16 protein-coding genes and 5 tRNA genes are annotated in these 15,270 nt (G+C 30.7%); 9 read left to right on the forward strand and 12 right to left on the reverse strand.

The features are described from left to right. Positions 1-442 precede the first annotated feature (442 nt). The 3 genes from B2X73_RS07400 to B2X73_RS07410 form a co-directional block, all read right to left on the reverse strand. Entirely contained in the window at positions 443-1,267 is an 825-nt protein-coding gene (locus tag B2X73_RS07400; RefSeq protein WP_291046460.1) for a helix-turn-helix domain-containing protein, read from the reverse strand. A 21-nt stretch (positions 1,268-1,288) separates the two neighbouring features. After that, entirely contained in the window at positions 1,289-1,615 is a 327-nt protein-coding gene (locus B2X73_RS07405; protein ID WP_038334569.1) for a DMT family transporter, read from the reverse strand. Between the two features lie 74 nt (positions 1,616-1,689). Further along, entirely contained in the window at positions 1,690-2,343 is a 654-nt protein-coding gene (locus tag B2X73_RS07410; RefSeq protein ID WP_219034762.1) for a hypothetical protein, read from the reverse strand. A 218-nt stretch (positions 2,344-2,561) separates the two neighbouring features. Here B2X73_RS07410 and B2X73_RS07415 point away from each other — a divergent pair, with 218 nt between their 5' ends. Further along, positions 2,562-3,320 (forward strand): 5'-methylthioadenosine/adenosylhomocysteine nucleosidase, encoded by a 759-nt coding sequence (locus B2X73_RS07415; protein ID WP_219034761.1) that lies wholly within the window; start codon positions 2,562-2,564, stop codon positions 3,318-3,320. 99 nt (positions 3,321-3,419) lie between these two features. Here the strand turns inward: B2X73_RS07415 and B2X73_RS07420 are convergent. From B2X73_RS07420 to B2X73_RS07440, 5 genes are all read right to left on the reverse strand, one after another. Next, positions 3,420-3,500: transfer RNA gene (locus B2X73_RS07420), tRNA-Tyr, on the reverse strand. Between the two features lie 32 nt (positions 3,501-3,532). Then, a tRNA-Thr gene (locus B2X73_RS07425) sits at positions 3,533-3,606 on the reverse strand. Positions 3,607-3,647: 41 nt separating this feature from the next. After that, positions 3,648-3,724, reverse strand: a tRNA-Thr gene (locus B2X73_RS07430). Positions 3,725-3,731: 7 nt separating this feature from the next. After that, positions 3,732-3,812, reverse strand: a tRNA-Tyr gene (locus B2X73_RS07435). Between the two features lie 17 nt (positions 3,813-3,829). Further along, positions 3,830-3,903: transfer RNA gene (locus tag B2X73_RS07440), tRNA-Thr, on the reverse strand. 277 nt (positions 3,904-4,180) lie between these two features. Between B2X73_RS07440 and B2X73_RS07445 the strand changes: the two genes are divergently transcribed. From B2X73_RS07445 to B2X73_RS07455, 3 genes are all read left to right on the forward strand, one after another. Continuing rightward, the gene (locus B2X73_RS07445) at positions 4,181-5,827 is read left to right on the forward strand and encodes a Na/Pi cotransporter family protein (RefSeq protein WP_219034760.1); all 1,647 of its coding nucleotides are present in this window, start codon (positions 4,181-4,183) and stop codon (positions 5,825-5,827) included. A 29-nt stretch (positions 5,828-5,856) separates the two neighbouring features. Then, the gene (locus B2X73_RS07450) at positions 5,857-6,246 is read left to right on the forward strand and encodes a hypothetical protein (RefSeq protein WP_115001331.1); all 390 of its coding nucleotides are present in this window, start codon (positions 5,857-5,859) and stop codon (positions 6,244-6,246) included. A 208-nt stretch (positions 6,247-6,454) separates the two neighbouring features. Beyond that, on the forward strand, positions 6,455-7,438 hold the full coding sequence (locus B2X73_RS07455) for an acyl transferase (protein ID WP_286495957.1): 984 nt from the start codon (positions 6,455-6,457) through the stop codon (positions 7,436-7,438). A gap of 42 nt (positions 7,439-7,480) precedes the next feature. Here B2X73_RS07455 and B2X73_RS07460 read toward each other — a convergent pair whose 3' ends face one another. The 3 genes from B2X73_RS07460 to B2X73_RS07470 all read right to left on the reverse strand — a co-directional run bounded on the left by B2X73_RS07460 (position 7,481) and on the right by B2X73_RS07470 (position 10,310). Next, positions 7,481-8,587, reverse strand: a complete 1,107-nt coding sequence (locus B2X73_RS07460) for a hypothetical protein (protein WP_219034758.1) — start codon at positions 8,585-8,587, stop codon at positions 7,481-7,483. Between the two features lie 6 nt (positions 8,588-8,593). Beyond that, entirely contained in the window at positions 8,594-9,349 is a 756-nt protein-coding gene (locus tag B2X73_RS07465; protein WP_125348827.1) for a DUF3857 domain-containing protein, read from the reverse strand. A gap of 70 nt (positions 9,350-9,419) precedes the next feature. Continuing rightward, positions 9,420-10,310 carry a TIGR01777 family oxidoreductase gene (locus B2X73_RS07470; RefSeq protein WP_221856027.1) on the reverse strand — a complete coding sequence of 297 codons (891 nt, stop codon included), beginning with the start codon at positions 10,308-10,310 and terminating at the stop codon, positions 9,420-9,422. A 45-nt stretch (positions 10,311-10,355) separates the two neighbouring features. Here B2X73_RS07470 and B2X73_RS07475 point away from each other — a divergent pair, with 45 nt between their 5' ends. Beyond that, complete coding sequence (locus B2X73_RS07475; RefSeq protein WP_286495960.1) at positions 10,356-11,231, forward strand: ion transporter; 876 nt, start codon at positions 10,356-10,358, stop codon at positions 11,229-11,231. Here the strand turns inward: B2X73_RS07475 and B2X73_RS07480 are convergent. Beyond that, entirely contained in the window at positions 11,228-12,199 is a 972-nt protein-coding gene (locus B2X73_RS07480; protein ID WP_219034754.1) for a YihY/virulence factor BrkB family protein, read from the reverse strand. The two genes, B2X73_RS07475 and B2X73_RS07480, sit on opposite strands and share 4 nt — an antisense overlap. Before the next feature lie 26 nt (positions 12,200-12,225). Here B2X73_RS07480 and rlmH point away from each other — a divergent pair, with 26 nt between their 5' ends. From rlmH to B2X73_RS07500, 4 genes are read left to right on the forward strand one after another with little or no spacing between them, the layout of a single operon-like run. Beyond that, entirely contained in the window at positions 12,226-12,699 is a 474-nt protein-coding gene (rlmH, locus tag B2X73_RS07485; RefSeq protein WP_115001348.1) for a 23S rRNA (pseudouridine(1915)-N(3))-methyltransferase RlmH, read from the forward strand. Further along, positions 12,692-13,525, forward strand: coding sequence for a CPBP family intramembrane glutamic endopeptidase (locus B2X73_RS07490; RefSeq protein WP_219034753.1), 834 nt, complete (start codon positions 12,692-12,694; stop codon positions 13,523-13,525). The genes rlmH and B2X73_RS07490 overlap by 8 nt, the downstream gene beginning before the upstream one ends. Continuing rightward, positions 13,526-14,107 (forward strand): RdgB/HAM1 family non-canonical purine NTP pyrophosphatase, encoded by a 582-nt coding sequence (gene rdgB / locus B2X73_RS07495; RefSeq protein ID WP_219034752.1) that lies wholly within the window; start codon positions 13,526-13,528, stop codon positions 14,105-14,107. Beyond that, positions 14,104-15,024: a ribonuclease Z gene (locus B2X73_RS07500; RefSeq protein ID WP_219034751.1), complete on the forward strand. Its 921-nt coding sequence runs from the start codon at positions 14,104-14,106 to the stop codon at positions 15,022-15,024. Before rdgB ends, B2X73_RS07500 begins: the two co-directional genes overlap by 4 nt. The last annotated feature ends 246 nt before the right edge of the window (positions 15,025-15,270 follow it).

Genomic DNA, 15,270 nt, shown 5'->3' on the forward strand with positions numbered 1-15,270 from the left:
GTTCAGGAAACTTCGGTGGAGTAAACTTGAATGAATTATTTAAAGCATAAAAAAATCACCTTTCAATAAAAGGTGATTTTCCACTTAAATATCTATAAAATATAGAAAAAGAGAACTTAATTTTTTAGGTTCTCTTTTTGTTTTTTGTCAAATGGTCAAAATAATCATTTTAGGTTTTTGGATTACTTCTTTTCAAATATCAGTAAACTTAGAACTATTTTAAACTTTTTCGGAACTATTAATTTTAAAAACATTATTTTAGAAAAAACAGAGGTGATATAAACTTTTAGTAATACTCTACTCACTTTTGTTAGCTTTCGCCATCAAAAAACACCTCTGTTTTACTATAAAATTATAGTGACCCTTTTGATAGTAACAAAGATGATAAAAATCGAGATAAAAAAAAGTTTGAAAAGTAGCCTAAAGATGTCCAAAACGGAAGTTATTGTAAACTTTTTCTAAATTGAGTTGGACTAATTTTTAGATGTTTTTTGAAAAAATTTCCGAATGAATATTGGTCAGAAAAGTTTAACTCATTCGAAATTTCAGAGATTGTTTTAGTTGTTTCACTCAACAATACTTTCGATTCACGAATCACAACAGAACTGATTAATTCTTTTGTCGTTCTACCTGTTATTGATTTGCAACATTCAGTTAAATATCGTACTGTAATATTCAATTTATCTGCATAATATTTTGCATCTCTGTTTTCTGTATAACTCTTATTTAAATCATTCAAAAAACGCTTTACAATATCATCTTTTCGCGTTCCTTTTCTTACAATAATTGTTTGTTGTTTCGAAAGTTCGCTAAACGTTGTGTAAACAATCGCATAAAATAAATTGAACTGTAAATAGCGTACGAATTTGGTCAATTTCTCTTGCAAACGCAACTTCAATTGCAATAAAAGTTCGATTAAAGCAGAAAATTCTATTTCATTGAAATGATAATTATTGATTCTACCTTCACCAAAAAATTGGTTGTATTCATAACCACTCAAATCGATAATCGATGTATCTAAAATCTTTTTGGTTAAAACTAAACTCAACAATTCTAAATCAGATGATTTTGAAATTATTTGGTAAGATTTATTAGGTTCTGGGAAGAAAACATCGTGTTGTTTTAGTTTAATTTCTTGGTCATTTTGAGAAATAATTAAATAACCATGCTGAATAAAAATCGTCTTAATCAAATCTTTTTTCAAACGTTTATTTTCAACAGTTTGCTGAATAAATTCCTCTTGATCAAAAACATTAAAATTCTCCATAAATCAACACTTTAATTTCAGTTAATTTGACACAAATTTTAACCCAATAATAGAGCAAATTAAAGTCGTTAAGAAGAAAACGCGCCAAAAACTTGCTGGTTCTTTAAAAATAAAAATTCCTACTAAAACTGTTCCGACTGCTCCAATTCCTGTCCAAACTGCATAAGCCGTTCCGATTGGTAATGTTTGCGTTGCTTTTACCAACAAAACCATGCTCACCGTTAAGAAAAATAAAAAACCACCATACCATAAATACGTGTCATTTCCGGTTGCTTCTTTTGCTTTTCCAAGACATGATGCGAAACCGACTTCGCACAATCCTGCAATTAGTAAAATTACCCAATTCATTTTTTACTGATTTATTTATAAAAATTAAGACTACAAAAAATTGTAGCCTTAAAATTAATTATTTATTTTTTGAATTATTTACCGAAACTATCGCTAAATTCTACTTGACCTTTGATGTGTACTTCGCTCCATGTTTTAGAAACGCCATCTGCACCTTTGTGTAATTCTAAACAAGCTTGATTAAGAGCTTCTATTGCTTTTCCTGTGTTAAAATCCATCAAATCAACATCTGTTTCAATTGAAAAAACATTGTTCTCAAACGTTGATTTTACTTCGTATTCTTTAGAAGCATTATTCAACGTTAAATTCAAGAAAGTTTTACCATCTCTGAAATGTAATTGACCTTTGATTTCGCTTGTATTAATCATATTTCCAAACAAAATATCTTTCAATTTTTGATCACGATCAATTTGATCAGAATTTAATGTAGCAACTGTCGCTATAATATTTGCACCTTCTAAAACTTCTTGAGGCGTTTTTCCATCTTCTTTTGCGTCTTTCACCAAAACAACATCAAAACGTCCTGAAACAGCCACTTTTTCTGTTGTTTTATAAGCCGTCCACTCAACTCCAGATTTTCTAATTACACCCTCTACAATTTCCGTTGGTTCTTCCACTGTAACAGCAGATTTAGCAGGTTGTTCAACTGGTTTTTCTTCTGTTTTATTCGTACAATTCATCAGCATTACTGATGCACAGCATATAATCGCTATAGATAATTTTTTCATTTCAAACTTTTATGCTACAAAAATACAACAAGCCAAGACTAATTCACAATTGATTTTTAACATATTCTGAAAAAACTCTACTTTTGTAAGATGATAAAAAATCTTCTAAATACATGTTTGATTATCATTTGTTTGCCATTTATCTTAATTTATGAGATTTATTGTTCGGTTTACAAATACAGAAAATAAATTGGTAACTTCGCTTTCAAATTGGAAAGATGAGCGAAAGAATAATAGGAATAATAGGCGCTATACCGCAAGAAATAAACGGTGTAGTCAATTTATTAACAAACAAGCAAGAACATAAAATTGGTCGAAGAAGTTATTTTACTGGAAAATTAAACAATCAAAAAGTTGTGGTCGTTTATTCTCGTGTTGGTAAAGTTGCTGCCTCTGCTACGGTTACAACCTTAATCCTTGAATTTAACGTTTCTGAATTGATTTTTACAGGTGTTGCAGGTGGAATTCATGCTGATGTAAAAATTGGAGATATTGTTCTAGGGCAAAGTTTGATTCAACATGATATGAATGCTCAACCTCTTTTTCCTGCTTACGAAATCCCAATGTTAGGAAAAGCTTATTTTGAGGCTGATTCTTCTCAATTAGAAGTTGCGACAACAGCTATTTTAGAAATTTTAGAAGAGCAACATTTGCATAATGTGATTTCTGAAAAAGATTTGGATAAATTTAATATTCATCAGCCTCAACTACATGTTGGTTTAATTGGATCTGGAGATTTATTTTTCTCGACAAATTCTCAGAAAGAAAAATTACAACAAAACTTACCCGAAATACTTTGTGTCGAAATGGAAGGCGCTGCAGTAGCACAAGTTTGTTACGAATTTGATATTCCTTTTATCATCATAAGAACAATATCAGATGATGCCGACGATCATTCTACATTAGATTTTAATAGTTTTATAGAAAAGATTTCGAATGTATATTCAATAGAAATTATTAAGAACATCATCAAGTAAAAAGTCCTTTAAAAAGGGCTTTTTTTTTGATGCTCACATTAATAAAAAAATCATCAAAAGATTTGATGATTTGCTTTTCCAAATATTTAAAATGGATTGTGGGGAGAGCAGGATTCGAACCTGCGAAGGTTACCCAACGGATTTACAGTCCGTCCTCGTTGGCCGCTTGAGTATCTCCCCGCCTAATAATAAAGTATTCTTCAAAAAAGAAGAGCCGATAGAGGGACTCGAACCCACGACCTGCTGATTACAAATCAGCTGCTCTAGCCAGCTGAGCTACATCGGCGATTTTTTATTTTTGTTTTAAAAGTAAAATATAAACTTTTTTGGAGCCGATAGAGGGACTCGAACCCACGACCTGCTGATTACAAATCAGCTGCTCTAGCCAGCTGAGCTACATCGGCTTTTTAGTGGGGAGAGCAGGATTCGAACCTGCGAAGGTTACCCAACGGATTTACAGTCCGTCCTCGTTGGCCGCTTGAGTATCTCCCCGACCTATATTTTTGCTGAGCCGATAGAGGGACTCGAACCCACGACCTGCTGATTACAAATCAGCTGCTCTAGCCAGCTGAGCTACATCGGCAAAAATATTATTATTTGTATATTTCAAATTGAAAACAGGATATTCATTTCTCGAAAGAAGTATTGTTCCTTTTTCGTGGTGCAATATTAGGGCAGTTTTTCGAATCTCGCAAATGTTTTTTCAAAAAAAAGTAGAAGTTTTTTCTAAAAATTTACTTCAATTTTGAAAATCAGAATTTTAGAATTCAAAAAAAGATTAAACTTTTTTTCAATAAAAGTAAAAAAGATAATATTCTATTTACATTAGAGTCCCTATTTTTGTAGTCAATTAATCATTAATGCATCTTATCATACAAATTTTGCAACTTTTCGGAGCAATTGCTTTGTTCATTTTTGCGATAAAACTATTAAGCGAAAATTTACAAGCGTTATCTGGATCGAATTTTAAACGCACTCTAAACAAATTAACCAAAAACAATTTATCGACAATTGTTACAGGTACTTTTTTTACAACAGCTATACAATCTTCCTCGGCTGCGAGTGTGTTTATATTGGGATTTGTAAATGCTGGATTGATTAATTTGCGAAAAGCATTTGGCTTAATATTAGGCGCAAATATCGGAACTACGCTTACATTGTGGTTGGTCTATTTCGGAATGAAATTCGATTTGGTACAAATTGCATTGCCTCTTATACTGGTGGCTTTTCCATTTTATTTATCGAAAAAACGTAACCAAAGAAAAGTAGGTGGAATTTTATTTTCGCTTTCCTTACTTTTTCTTTCGCTTTATTTCCTGAAAACTTTTTTACCTTCTATCGAAAGTCATCAGAAGTTACAAGAATTCTTTCAGCAATTATCGCATTATGGTTTTTTGACTAATTTGTTATTTATTCTATTTGGAATATTACTAACGGTTTTAGTCCACTTTTCATCAGCATCAATTACGATTGCAATTTTATTAGCGAGCAAAGGTTTACCTATCGAATTAGCTGCAATGATTGTTTTGGGAGCAAATATAGGAACAACTTTTACAGCGCATTTAGTTGCCGCAATTGGAGATAAATACACGAAAGTTGTCGCAGCATTTCATACATTTTTCAATATTGTAATTGCGTTGATTTTTATGTTGATTGCAAATTTTGTTTTAAAATTTATTGGAACAACAATTTCATCAAATATCGCTGTTCAACTGATTACTTTTGATACTATTAGTAATTTCGTCGGGGTCATTTTGTTTACGCCTTTTATCAATAAAATAGCTTTCTATTGTCAGAAAAAATATTTCTCTGTAAAATCAGCAGACAATAAATTAGAATTTTATGCAATTCCATTCGGAACAAATTCTGACCTATATAAAAATGAAGCCAACAAAAAACTTCTGAAACTCGCTTCTACAACGAAACAAACGATTTATACGCTTGGGCGAATGATTACTGAAAGTGATGAAGAAAAGATTTTGGTTTTTCGTGAACGAATTTTGGAACTGGAAAAAGAAGGTGATCAATTGGAGAGAGAAGTCAATGAATTTTTGAATGAAATTGCTGATTTAGATTTACCAAACGAAAATACAATTGCGATTCATCAACTAATTACACTTTGTCATCATCTGGAAAGTGTGGGCGATATTGCGATTAAGATTTCTTCTATTCATCGTCGTCGTAGAATGACAAATAGTTATTTTACACCAAAAATGAGAACGTATTTGGTCGAATTTCAAAATAATTTGGATCAAACAACGCGTATTCTAAATCAAAATTTGAACGAAACACAAGAAGAAGTTTCTATCAAACAAGCGGAGTTTATCGAAAAAACGATTAATACAATTTACAAAGAAGCCGAAGCAAATTTAATGAAGACGATCGAAAAAGAGAAACTTTTGACTACAAGTGCGCTTTTCTACAAAGATCTAATTCAGAATTACGAAATTCTTGGCGATCATCTTTACAAAGCCAATGCAACAATTGTTAAGCTAAAAAATCAGTAGATTTTTGTAAGTTTAAAGAAATTTATTGCATGGCTACTACATTTACAATAAAGCTTGAAGAACAAATTATTGGAACTACAGAATTTGAATTTGCAGATGTTCCGATGGGAGTTGTTTATGGCAAAATAAATTTTATAGATATTGAATCTCCTTATTTATTATTCAAAAATTATTGTTTAGCAAATAACATCCATATAAATTATGATTCTGAAAAAGAAAGATTGATAGACACAGCGATTATTCCAAATCTTAGAATTTATTATAATGATTTTAAAGAAGAATTAAAAAGTTGGGGAAGTTCTATTTCTGGAATTGAAATTTCTGATGACGTATTTGAATTTGAAATTACTTTATATGGTTTAGAATCTGAAACGATGTCAACTTTATTCAAACATCATTTTGATGAATATTTTAAATAATAACTTGTCTTGAATTAAAATTCGTCAATTCGAGTGATTTTTAGAAATATATTTCTAAAAATTGTATCGAGAATTAAGATGAATTTTATCTTCTAAAACCTTATTCTCGACACAAAATTCTAAACGAATTTCACTCGAATTGACGGTTTTATTTATAAAATAATATAATTACTTCGCTCACTTCTACTCTATTTTGTAATTTTGCAAAATGTTTGATTCAAAGCAAATTTTTTCTATTCAATCCGAAGAAGATTTCCAAAACGTTGCATTGGAAGTTTTCCGTTATCAAGCGCAAGAAAATGAGGTGTACAAAAACTTCTTAAATTTCTTGAACGTTGATTATTCTACTGTAAAACACACCAACGAAATTCCTTTTTTACCGATTCAGTTTTTTAAGAAATTTAAATTGATTTCGGGAAATCGTGAAGTGGAAAAGGTTTTTACAAGTTCGGGAACAACTGGAATGGCGACAAGTAAACATTTGGTAACGGATTTGGCATTGTATCATTACAGTTTAGAAAAATGTTTCGAACAATTTTATGGTCCACTTCCCGATTATACTATTTTCGCGCTTTTGCCTTCGTATTTGGAGCGTACAGGTTCGTCTTTGATTGATATGGTGGAGTATTGGATTGAGAAATCTGGTAGCGATAAAAGTGGTTTCTATTTGTATAATCACGATGAATTGTACGAAAATCTTATTGCGCACGAAAAAACGGGCAAGAAAGCAATTTTGATTGGTGTTTCATTTGCTTTATTAGATTTTGTCGAAAATTATAAAATGAATTTGCAGCACACAATTGTGATGGAAACTGGCGGAATGAAAGGTCGCAAGAAAGAAATTACGCGCGAAGAATTGCATTCAATTTTGAAAAATGGTTTCGGAACAAATGAAATTCATTCGGAATATGGAATGACGGAATTGCTTTCGCAAGGTTATTCTCGAGGAGATTTGACGTTTAAATCGCCAAATTGGATGCGAATTTTGATCAGAGAAACCGAAGATCCTTTCCAATATGTTGAAGAGGGAAAAACAGGTGGCGTGAATGTGATTGATTTGGCAAATTACAATTCGATTAGTTTTATTGCAACTGATGATTTAGGTAAAAAAATAACTCACAATCAATTTGAAATCTTAGGACGTTTCGATCATTCGGATGTGCGAGGTTGTAATTTGATGGTGATTGAATAATAAATAAAATCCCGCACTGAAAAATTCAGTGCGGGATTTTATTTATTTCTTTTTCATTAAAACTTCTTTCAGAGATTCTGTTTTTATTTTCTCAAAAAATTGTTTCAATTCATTGTATTTATCCGCTTCATAAACACCTTCTGGCAATAAAAATTGAATTGCTAGTATCAATTGTCCATCTTTCACTTTTGCTTCCTGATAATACTCTAAACCAAGCTCAGTTTTGTGATGTGCTTTGTATTTTTCATCAATTATCACTTCGTAACCATCTGGAATTTTAGATTTCACCTGAATATTAAACAAATAAGGATAATTAAATTCTATTTTGCGCTGACGATTTTTATCTTCAAAAGTATATTGTTTTAGAAATTCGCGCAAAGGATTTATAAATGTATAAAATGGAGCATTCGGAATTACAGCTTTTGCTTTATAATTTTTAACGTAAGAATCAGTATCAAAAACCGTTTTATCATTAATTTCTTCGTCTAAACGCACATCTAAAGATTCAGTCAAATATCTATTCAAAACATTTTCTTCGTCTGCAGCATCATCATAAAAATAATCATTGAATTTGTCTTTACGATAAAGAATTAAATTTCCATTACTCATAAAATCATACTTTAATGATGATTCGTAATAAGACAATTTTTGATTCAACTTTACAAACGAAGCTTCACCTTTTTTGATGACAATTCCATGATAATTAAACACATCTAAAGGTCCAAATTCGATTTGTTCTTTATTTAATTTTGAAGCATCTAAGATAATATTTGAAGCACCATTATTTAATTTCACAACTGTTAAAACAGAATTGAATTGATTGACAATTGGATAAGAAAACAAAATTTGTCCATGATGACGACTACTAAACATAACCATCGAAGTTTCGAAACCTTTAGCTGTTAAAATTTCATTCAATAAAAGATTCATATCTGCCGTAGAACCAGACTTTTCTTTCAATAAAGTTTTGTTCGAACGCGTTGGAATAATTCCATAAAATCTATTCCATTTTACATTTGAATCAATATATTCAATCACATTTTTCAAAGTTTCTACCTCATCTTTTCCATTCGGAATATTTTGCGCAACATCTCTGATTGCAGAAGGATTTCGATACAAATCATATTGTGCATTTATATCTTGAATCAAATCTATCTACGCGCTCATCGTAGTTTTCTTTGCTCCATCTGTATGATAATTAGCTGCCTGAATTTTAATTCGTTCACTTTGATCTTCAGGATTATAAACGTATTTTAATTGATTATAACTTTGGATATTATGTAATAACCATTCCGTTGAACTAGATTTACCTTTATACTTTGTATTCAAACCATCACCAATTGTAATAATCGAATATGTACCATAAGCCTGATTATTTAATCGAAACTTGCTCGAAAGCGTTGGTATATCATGTTGAAAATTCCACGCATCAATAGAAAAATTGTGTTCGCTACTTTTGATATAAGTATATTCGATAATAGAACCAACTTTTACATTTGGAAAAGTAAAACGTTTTGCAGCATACAATTCATTTAAAGAAACATCAAAAATCTCTTTTTCATCAATCGGAGTCATTTGCTCTACTCCATTTACAATATTAATTGTACCTCCCTTAATTCCGCTTATAGATTCATTTCTATTCTTGCTGTAATAATTCAGTTGTATATTTGCTTCATCAAGTCCTTTATCAGTCAGTATTTTGATTCTTCGTTTTACAGTCAAATAATAATTAGACGAAGTTAAATCCATTTTTCCTTCTTCCGAAAGAATAACAGCATCTGCATTTTTCTCGAAAGGAACTTGAGTTAAGTTAATTTCTTGCTCCGAAATTTTTCCGAATTTTAAATCTTTCGATTGCGCATTTGTATATAATGCAATAAATAAAAAGAGTAAAGTAATTTTTAATTTCATTTCAATTTGTAATTCCTGCAAAAGTACAATACACAACAATACATAAAGAATAATCTAAATAAAATTTTCGTTACTTTTCTATCAATTCTTCTAACGCTTTTTCTAAAGTAGGATATTGAAATTTGAAACCTGTTTCTTGAATTTTAGTTGCGTCAATTCTAGATCCATTTAGGACTAAACTACTCATCTCACCTAATGCTAATTTCATAACAAAAGCAGGAATATTAGGAATAAAAAAAGGTTTATTCATTTTTCTCGCTAGCGTATGATTGAATTCCGAATGATTTATATATTGCGGTGAAGATGCGTTATAACTTCCTTTTATTTTATCATTATCTACAGCTTCCGCATACATTTGTATCAAATCTGTAATATGTATCCAAGGCATCCATTGTTTTCCGTTACCTAGATTTGCTCCTACACCAAGTTGAATAGGTTTTTTTAATAATTTGAAACCTTCGCCGTTTTTAGACAAAACAAAAGAAGTTCTAAGACAAACCACTCTTGCACCTATTTTTTCGAACTGATAAGCAGCATTTTCCCATGCGACACAAACTTTACCTAAAAAATCAATATTCGGTTCATCAGATTCTTTGAAAATTTTGTTCGAAGTAATTTGTCCATAATAAGCAGTTCCAGACGCGGAGATAAAAAATTTCAAATCAATATTCAATTTTTTGACATACTCAAAAAGTAAATTCGCTGTATCAACTCTACTCGAAAAAATTTCTTTTTTGTAAGAATTTGTCCATCTTTTCGCAATTAAGCTTCCAGCCAAATGAATAATTCCATCCAAATTTTCAAAAACTTTTTCATCAATTGTATCTTTCTCCCAATGATAAAAAGGATGTTCAATCTCTTTTTCTCTTGTCAAAATACGAACTTGATGTCCATTTTTAATTAAAATCTTTGTTAATTCTGAACCAATTAATCCACTTCCACCAGTCAATAGAATATTCATACTAAAATTTTTTCCTAATTTAGCTCATTCCAAAAATATAAACTAATGTTTAAAGGTAGATTTCCTTATCTAAAAAGAATGGGAGCTGATGAAGAAAAGAAGCTAAAACAAAAAATATTCGATATAGTTTTTGAAGCTGATACACCTTATGGAAAACTTTTTGACATCTCTTTATTACTTTTAATTTTATTGAGTGTTGGCTTAGTTATGTTGGAGTCTATTCCGGCAATTAACGCAAGACACCATACAGTTTTAGTATCTTTAGAATGGATTTTAACCTTTTTGTTTACTATAGAATATTTATTAAGAATCTATTGCGTTAAAAATCGTTGGCGATATATTTTTAGTTTTTATGGAGTTATTGATTTATTGTCTATTTTACCATTTTATCTTGGTTTAGTTTTACCTACAAGTAAGTACCTAGCAAGTATTCGTATTTTAAGATTACTACGTATTTTCAGAATTTTTAACCTTACTCGATTTACTCGTGGGAAAAATGTGTTGGTGTTAGGACTGAAAGAAAGTAAAGATAAAATCATCGTTTTCTTATCATTTGTAGTATTAATTGTTGTTGTAATTGGCTCGATTATGTATATGGTTGAACACGATCATCCCGAATCTGGTTTCACAAGTATACCAATTAGTATTTATTGGGCAATTGTTACTTTAACAACAGTAGGTTATGGTGATATTTCACCTGTCACTGGTTTAGGACAATTCTTAGCTTCTGTTGTAATGATTATAGGTTATGGTGTAATTGCTGTTCCCACAAGTATTGTAACTATGGAAATGAATAAAGCGGCTAAACATAAGGAAGATATTCCTACAAACACGCAAAGATGTCGCAATTGTGGCGATGATTACCACCTAGATGGTGCTATTTATTGCAAAACCTGCGGGCATCTTTTAAATGAACCTTAAAATTTATCCAAATTAATGAATCGATTATTGTCAATATGATTAACGTATTCGTAATTTTTGGTGTAATTAATTGACATATTCAATTCATAACCAACTAACATCAAAATAACATTGATGTAAACAAAAATCATCATAATCATCACTAATCCAAGCGATCCATAAAACAAATCAATATTTGTAAAATAACTTAAATACGAATTAAAACCAATCACAGTTAACAAGAACAAAACAGAAGTTAACAATGCCCCTGGAATAACTGTACTACGCGATTTTTTGTGATTTGGTCCGAAATAATACAACATACACATCGAAACAAAATAAAAAATAAATACCGAAAAATAGTTGATTAAATACGAAAATTGTCCAAGTTTACTTAAAAATGAAACGTTGGTTAAGTATTTCCAAATAATTGATGTCGAATAAGATAAAAACACTTGTAACACAATAAAAACTGTAAAAAACAAGGTTAAAATTATCGAAATCATTCTCGATTTTGAGTTTTTTCGCTTTACATAAACATCTTGATACGAAACATTAAATCCATTTATAATCCCTTGTATTCCGTTGGATGACATAAAAATTGTAATCAAAATCAAGAAATAATTCACTTTACGTTTTCCTTGTACAGCCGTCGTTTTATCAATATACGAAATCACTTCATTGCTCACATGTTTAGGTAAAAGTTGAGGAAGAAGTTGTGTAAATAGCAAGTTTTTTATTTCTTGGTAATAAACCAAATGCGGTAAAATACTAAACAAAAAAAGCAAAAATGGAAACATACTAAAAAATAAAATCCACGAAACTGCCGCCGAACGCAACGGAAAATTACCTTTCATGACGCGAATCCAAAAAACTTTCAAGAAATCATATACCGTGATGCCCGTATTTTTGTTCATCAATTTTGTTTTCGACCAATCTCGAAAATAATTTATTCCTGTATATGTTTTAAAATCTTGTAGAATGCGCATATTTTTGTCTCAATAAATAATTTTGAATGAATATTACGACCATTTGTATCGGTAAAACAGACGAAAAAGCCATCGAAATGCTATTACAAAAGTATGAAAATCGATTGCCTTCGCACATTAATTATCAAAGAATTGAAATTCCTGACATCAAAAATCGTAAAAATTTGTCCGAAATTCAACAAAAACAAAAAGAAGCTGAGCAAATTTTGAATAAAATCATCAATACAGATTTTGTTATTATTTTGGATGAAAAAGGAAAACAACCTACTTCGAAGCAATTTGCAGATGATATTCAGAATTACATGAATCAATCTGTCAAAAATCTTGTCTTTGTGATTGGTGGTCCTTATGGTTTTGACGAATCTGTTTACAATCGTGGAAATAAAAAAATGTCTTTATCCAATATGACATTTACGCATCAAATGGTTCGTCTATTTTTGACTGAGCAAATTTACCGAGGATTTAGTATATTGCAGGGTAAACCTTATCATCATGAATAACACCTCTCCATTTGAAGAATTTGTTCCTAAGCAAGAAAATAAACTAAGTTTTGGTATTGGAAAAGCTCTTTTGTATAGCGCAATTGCAGTGATTATAATGCAGTTTGCTGGCGGACTTGTTTCTGCTCCAGCACTTTTTTACAAACCGCTTAATCACTTACTTTTACCGTTAGGATTTTTAACAGGAACGGTTTGCGCAATTGTTATTTTATTGATGTTGACACAAACTAAATTTGCATCAATTTTAAAAGATATCAAACATTCTTTTACTCCAATTCAGCTCATATTATCAATAGCTTGTTGGTTATTTCTTTTGCCTTTAGCCGAGGTTGCAACAAGTTTAATTCCAACAACTGGACCTTTAGAAGAAATCTATAAAATCTTTCAAGCTTCTTTTGAAATGATGTTAGATTACAAAATCGCTGGATTTATTATGATTTGTATTTTGGCTCCAATTTTCGAAGAAATTATTTTCAGAGGAATAATCTTGAAAGGAATGCTAAATTTCAATGTAAATCCTACAACTGCAATCTTAATCAATGGATTTATTTTTGGATGTGCACATATGAATCCTTGGCAATTTATAGGCGCTGGACTTTTAGGAATCATTTTTGGAATAGTTTATTATCGCACAAAATCGTTGTTTTTACCTATGTTATTACATTTCCTAAACAACACTCTTTCGTACTCGTTAATGCTAATGCAGGGCGATATGGAAGGCGAAGTTTTTGCGCAAAGAGATTATTTATTAATTGGAGGAATGACACTTATCGGAATTTTATCTGTCTATTTATTAATCAAAAAAACAGAACAAAAAACAATATAAATGGAATTAATTTTTGCCACACATAACAACAATAAAGTAAAAGAAGTTACAAAAATGTTACCTTCTTACCTATCGATGAAATCATTGACTGATATTAATTTCTTTGATGAAATTGAAGAAACTGGTACAACTTTCGAAGAAAATGCGCAATTAAAAGCGAAAACTATTTTCGATAAAACTGGGAAAAATATCTTTGCAGATGATTCTGGATTAGTGATAGAAGCGTTAAATGGAGCACCTGGTGTATATTCTGCTCGATATGCTGGCACAGGAAAAGACGAAGATAATATTGCAAAAGCGTTGAAAGAATTGGAAGGAAAAACAAATCGAAAAGCGTATTTTATTTCTATTTTCTGTTTAATTTTGGATGGAAAGGAATATTTTTTCGAAGGACGAGTGAATGGAACTATTGCAACTGAAATTATGGGTGACAATGGTTTTGGCTACGATCCGATTTTTATTCCTGATGGTTTTTCAAAATCTTTTGCACAAATGTCTCCTGAAGAAAAAAATGCAATTAGCCACCGAGGAAAAGCTGTCGAAAAATTAAACGATTTTTTAACTAATCTAAACGTAAATTGAGTTTACAACTAACAATATTAGGATTTAATTCAGCATTACCAACAGCTTTTACGCATCCGACCGCTCAATTATTAAACATCGCAGAACGCTATTTTTTGATTGATTGCGGAGAAGGAACACAAGTACAATTGCGAAAAGCGAAGGCAAAATTCAACCGAATAAATCACATTTTTATATCGCATTTGCACGGCGATCATGTTTTTGGATTGATTGGATTAATTTCTACACTTCAATTGCTTGGTCGCGATATGCCTTTGCATATCCATGGTCCGAAAGGAATTGAGGAATTTATTACAACACAATTACGTTTAACAGAATCTAATAACTCATTCGAGATTATTTTCAACGAATTGCATACAAAAGAATCTGTTTTAGTTTTTGAAGATGATAAAGTTGAAGTTTATTCTATTCCGCTAAATCACCGAGTTTATACAAATGGTTATCTTTTTCGAGAAAAGCCAAAACCTCGAAAATTGAATATGGATACGATCGAGGAATTTCCAGAAATTGAAATCTGCGATTATCAAAATTTGAAAAATGGAAAAGATTTTACGTTAGAATCTGGAAAAATAATTCCGAATGATTATTTAACATTTGATGCTCAAAAGTCCTTGAGTTACGCGTTTTGTTCGGACACAAAATATAAACCAGATATTGTTCCAATTATAAAAGATGTCGATTTGTTATATCACGAATCAACATTTTTACACGAATTGAAAGATTTAGCGGTTTACACAGGGCATACAACTGCAAAAGAAGCTGGAATGATTGCGAAACAAGCCAATGTAAAGAAATTAATTTTAGGTCATTTTTCTAATCGTTATCACGATTATAAACCTTTGTTAATCGAAGCCCAAGAAGAATTTACGAATACCGTTTTACCAGAATTGTTGAAAACAATAAAAATAGAAAGTTAGTAATCAAAATATAAAAAAATCCGTTCGATAGTCGAACGGATTTTAGTTTTACAAATGTTTCTCAATCCTATGGATTTTGAACTAAAACTCCTTTAGAAACAATAATTTGTTGTTCAGGAATATATTCAATTACTTCATTTGCTGTAGCAAGAATAGTGTATAATGGATTACTTCCTGATAAATGTGTACCAGGGTAGCGTCTATCCATTGTCAACCCATTTCTATATGTGGGTACGTCATATCCTC

The sequence above is a fragment of the Empedobacter sp. UBA7252 genome (genome assembly GCF_002472765.1).
GTDB lineage: Bacteria > Bacteroidota > Bacteroidia > Flavobacteriales > Weeksellaceae > Empedobacter > Empedobacter falsenii_B.

Bases quoted from the DNA above. Each gene is read 5' to 3' on its own strand.
- B2X73_RS07410 (WP_219034762.1), bottom strand. From the start codon at position 2,343: ATGAAAAAATTATCTATAGCGATTATATGCTGTGCATCAGTAATGCTG.
- B2X73_RS07480 (WP_219034754.1), bottom strand. From the start codon at position 12,199: ATGCGCATTCTACAAGATTTTAAAACATATACAGGAATAAATTATTTT.
- B2X73_RS07470 (WP_221856027.1), bottom strand. From the start codon at position 10,310: ATGAATATTCTATTGACTGGTGGAAGTGGATTAATTGGTTCAGAATTA.
- B2X73_RS07415 (WP_219034761.1), top strand. From the start codon at position 2,562: ATGAGCGAAAGAATAATAGGAATAATAGGCGCTATACCGCAAGAAATA.
- B2X73_RS07465 (WP_125348827.1), bottom strand. From the start codon at position 9,349: ATGAAATTAAAAATTACTTTACTCTTTTTATTTATTGCATTATATACA.
- B2X73_RS07450 (WP_115001331.1), top strand. From the start codon at position 5,857: ATGGCTACTACATTTACAATAAAGCTTGAAGAACAAATTATTGGAACT.
- B2X73_RS07400 (WP_291046460.1), bottom strand. From the start codon at position 1,267: ATGGAGAATTTTAATGTTTTTGATCAAGAGGAATTTATTCAGCAAACT.
- B2X73_RS07445 (WP_219034760.1), top strand. From the start codon at position 4,181: ATGCATCTTATCATACAAATTTTGCAACTTTTCGGAGCAATTGCTTTG.
- B2X73_RS07455 (WP_286495957.1), top strand. From the start codon at position 6,455: ATGTTTGATTCAAAGCAAATTTTTTCTATTCAATCCGAAGAAGATTTC.
- B2X73_RS07405 (WP_038334569.1), bottom strand. From the start codon at position 1,615: ATGAATTGGGTAATTTTACTAATTGCAGGATTGTGCGAAGTCGGTTTC.
- B2X73_RS07475 (WP_286495960.1), top strand. From the start codon at position 10,356: ATGTTTAAAGGTAGATTTCCTTATCTAAAAAGAATGGGAGCTGATGAA.
- B2X73_RS07490 (WP_219034753.1), top strand. From the start codon at position 12,692: ATGAATAACACCTCTCCATTTGAAGAATTTGTTCCTAAGCAAGAAAAT.
- rlmH (WP_115001348.1), top strand. From the start codon at position 12,226: ATGAATATTACGACCATTTGTATCGGTAAAACAGACGAAAAAGCCATC.
- rdgB (WP_219034752.1), top strand. From the start codon at position 13,526: ATGGAATTAATTTTTGCCACACATAACAACAATAAAGTAAAAGAAGTT.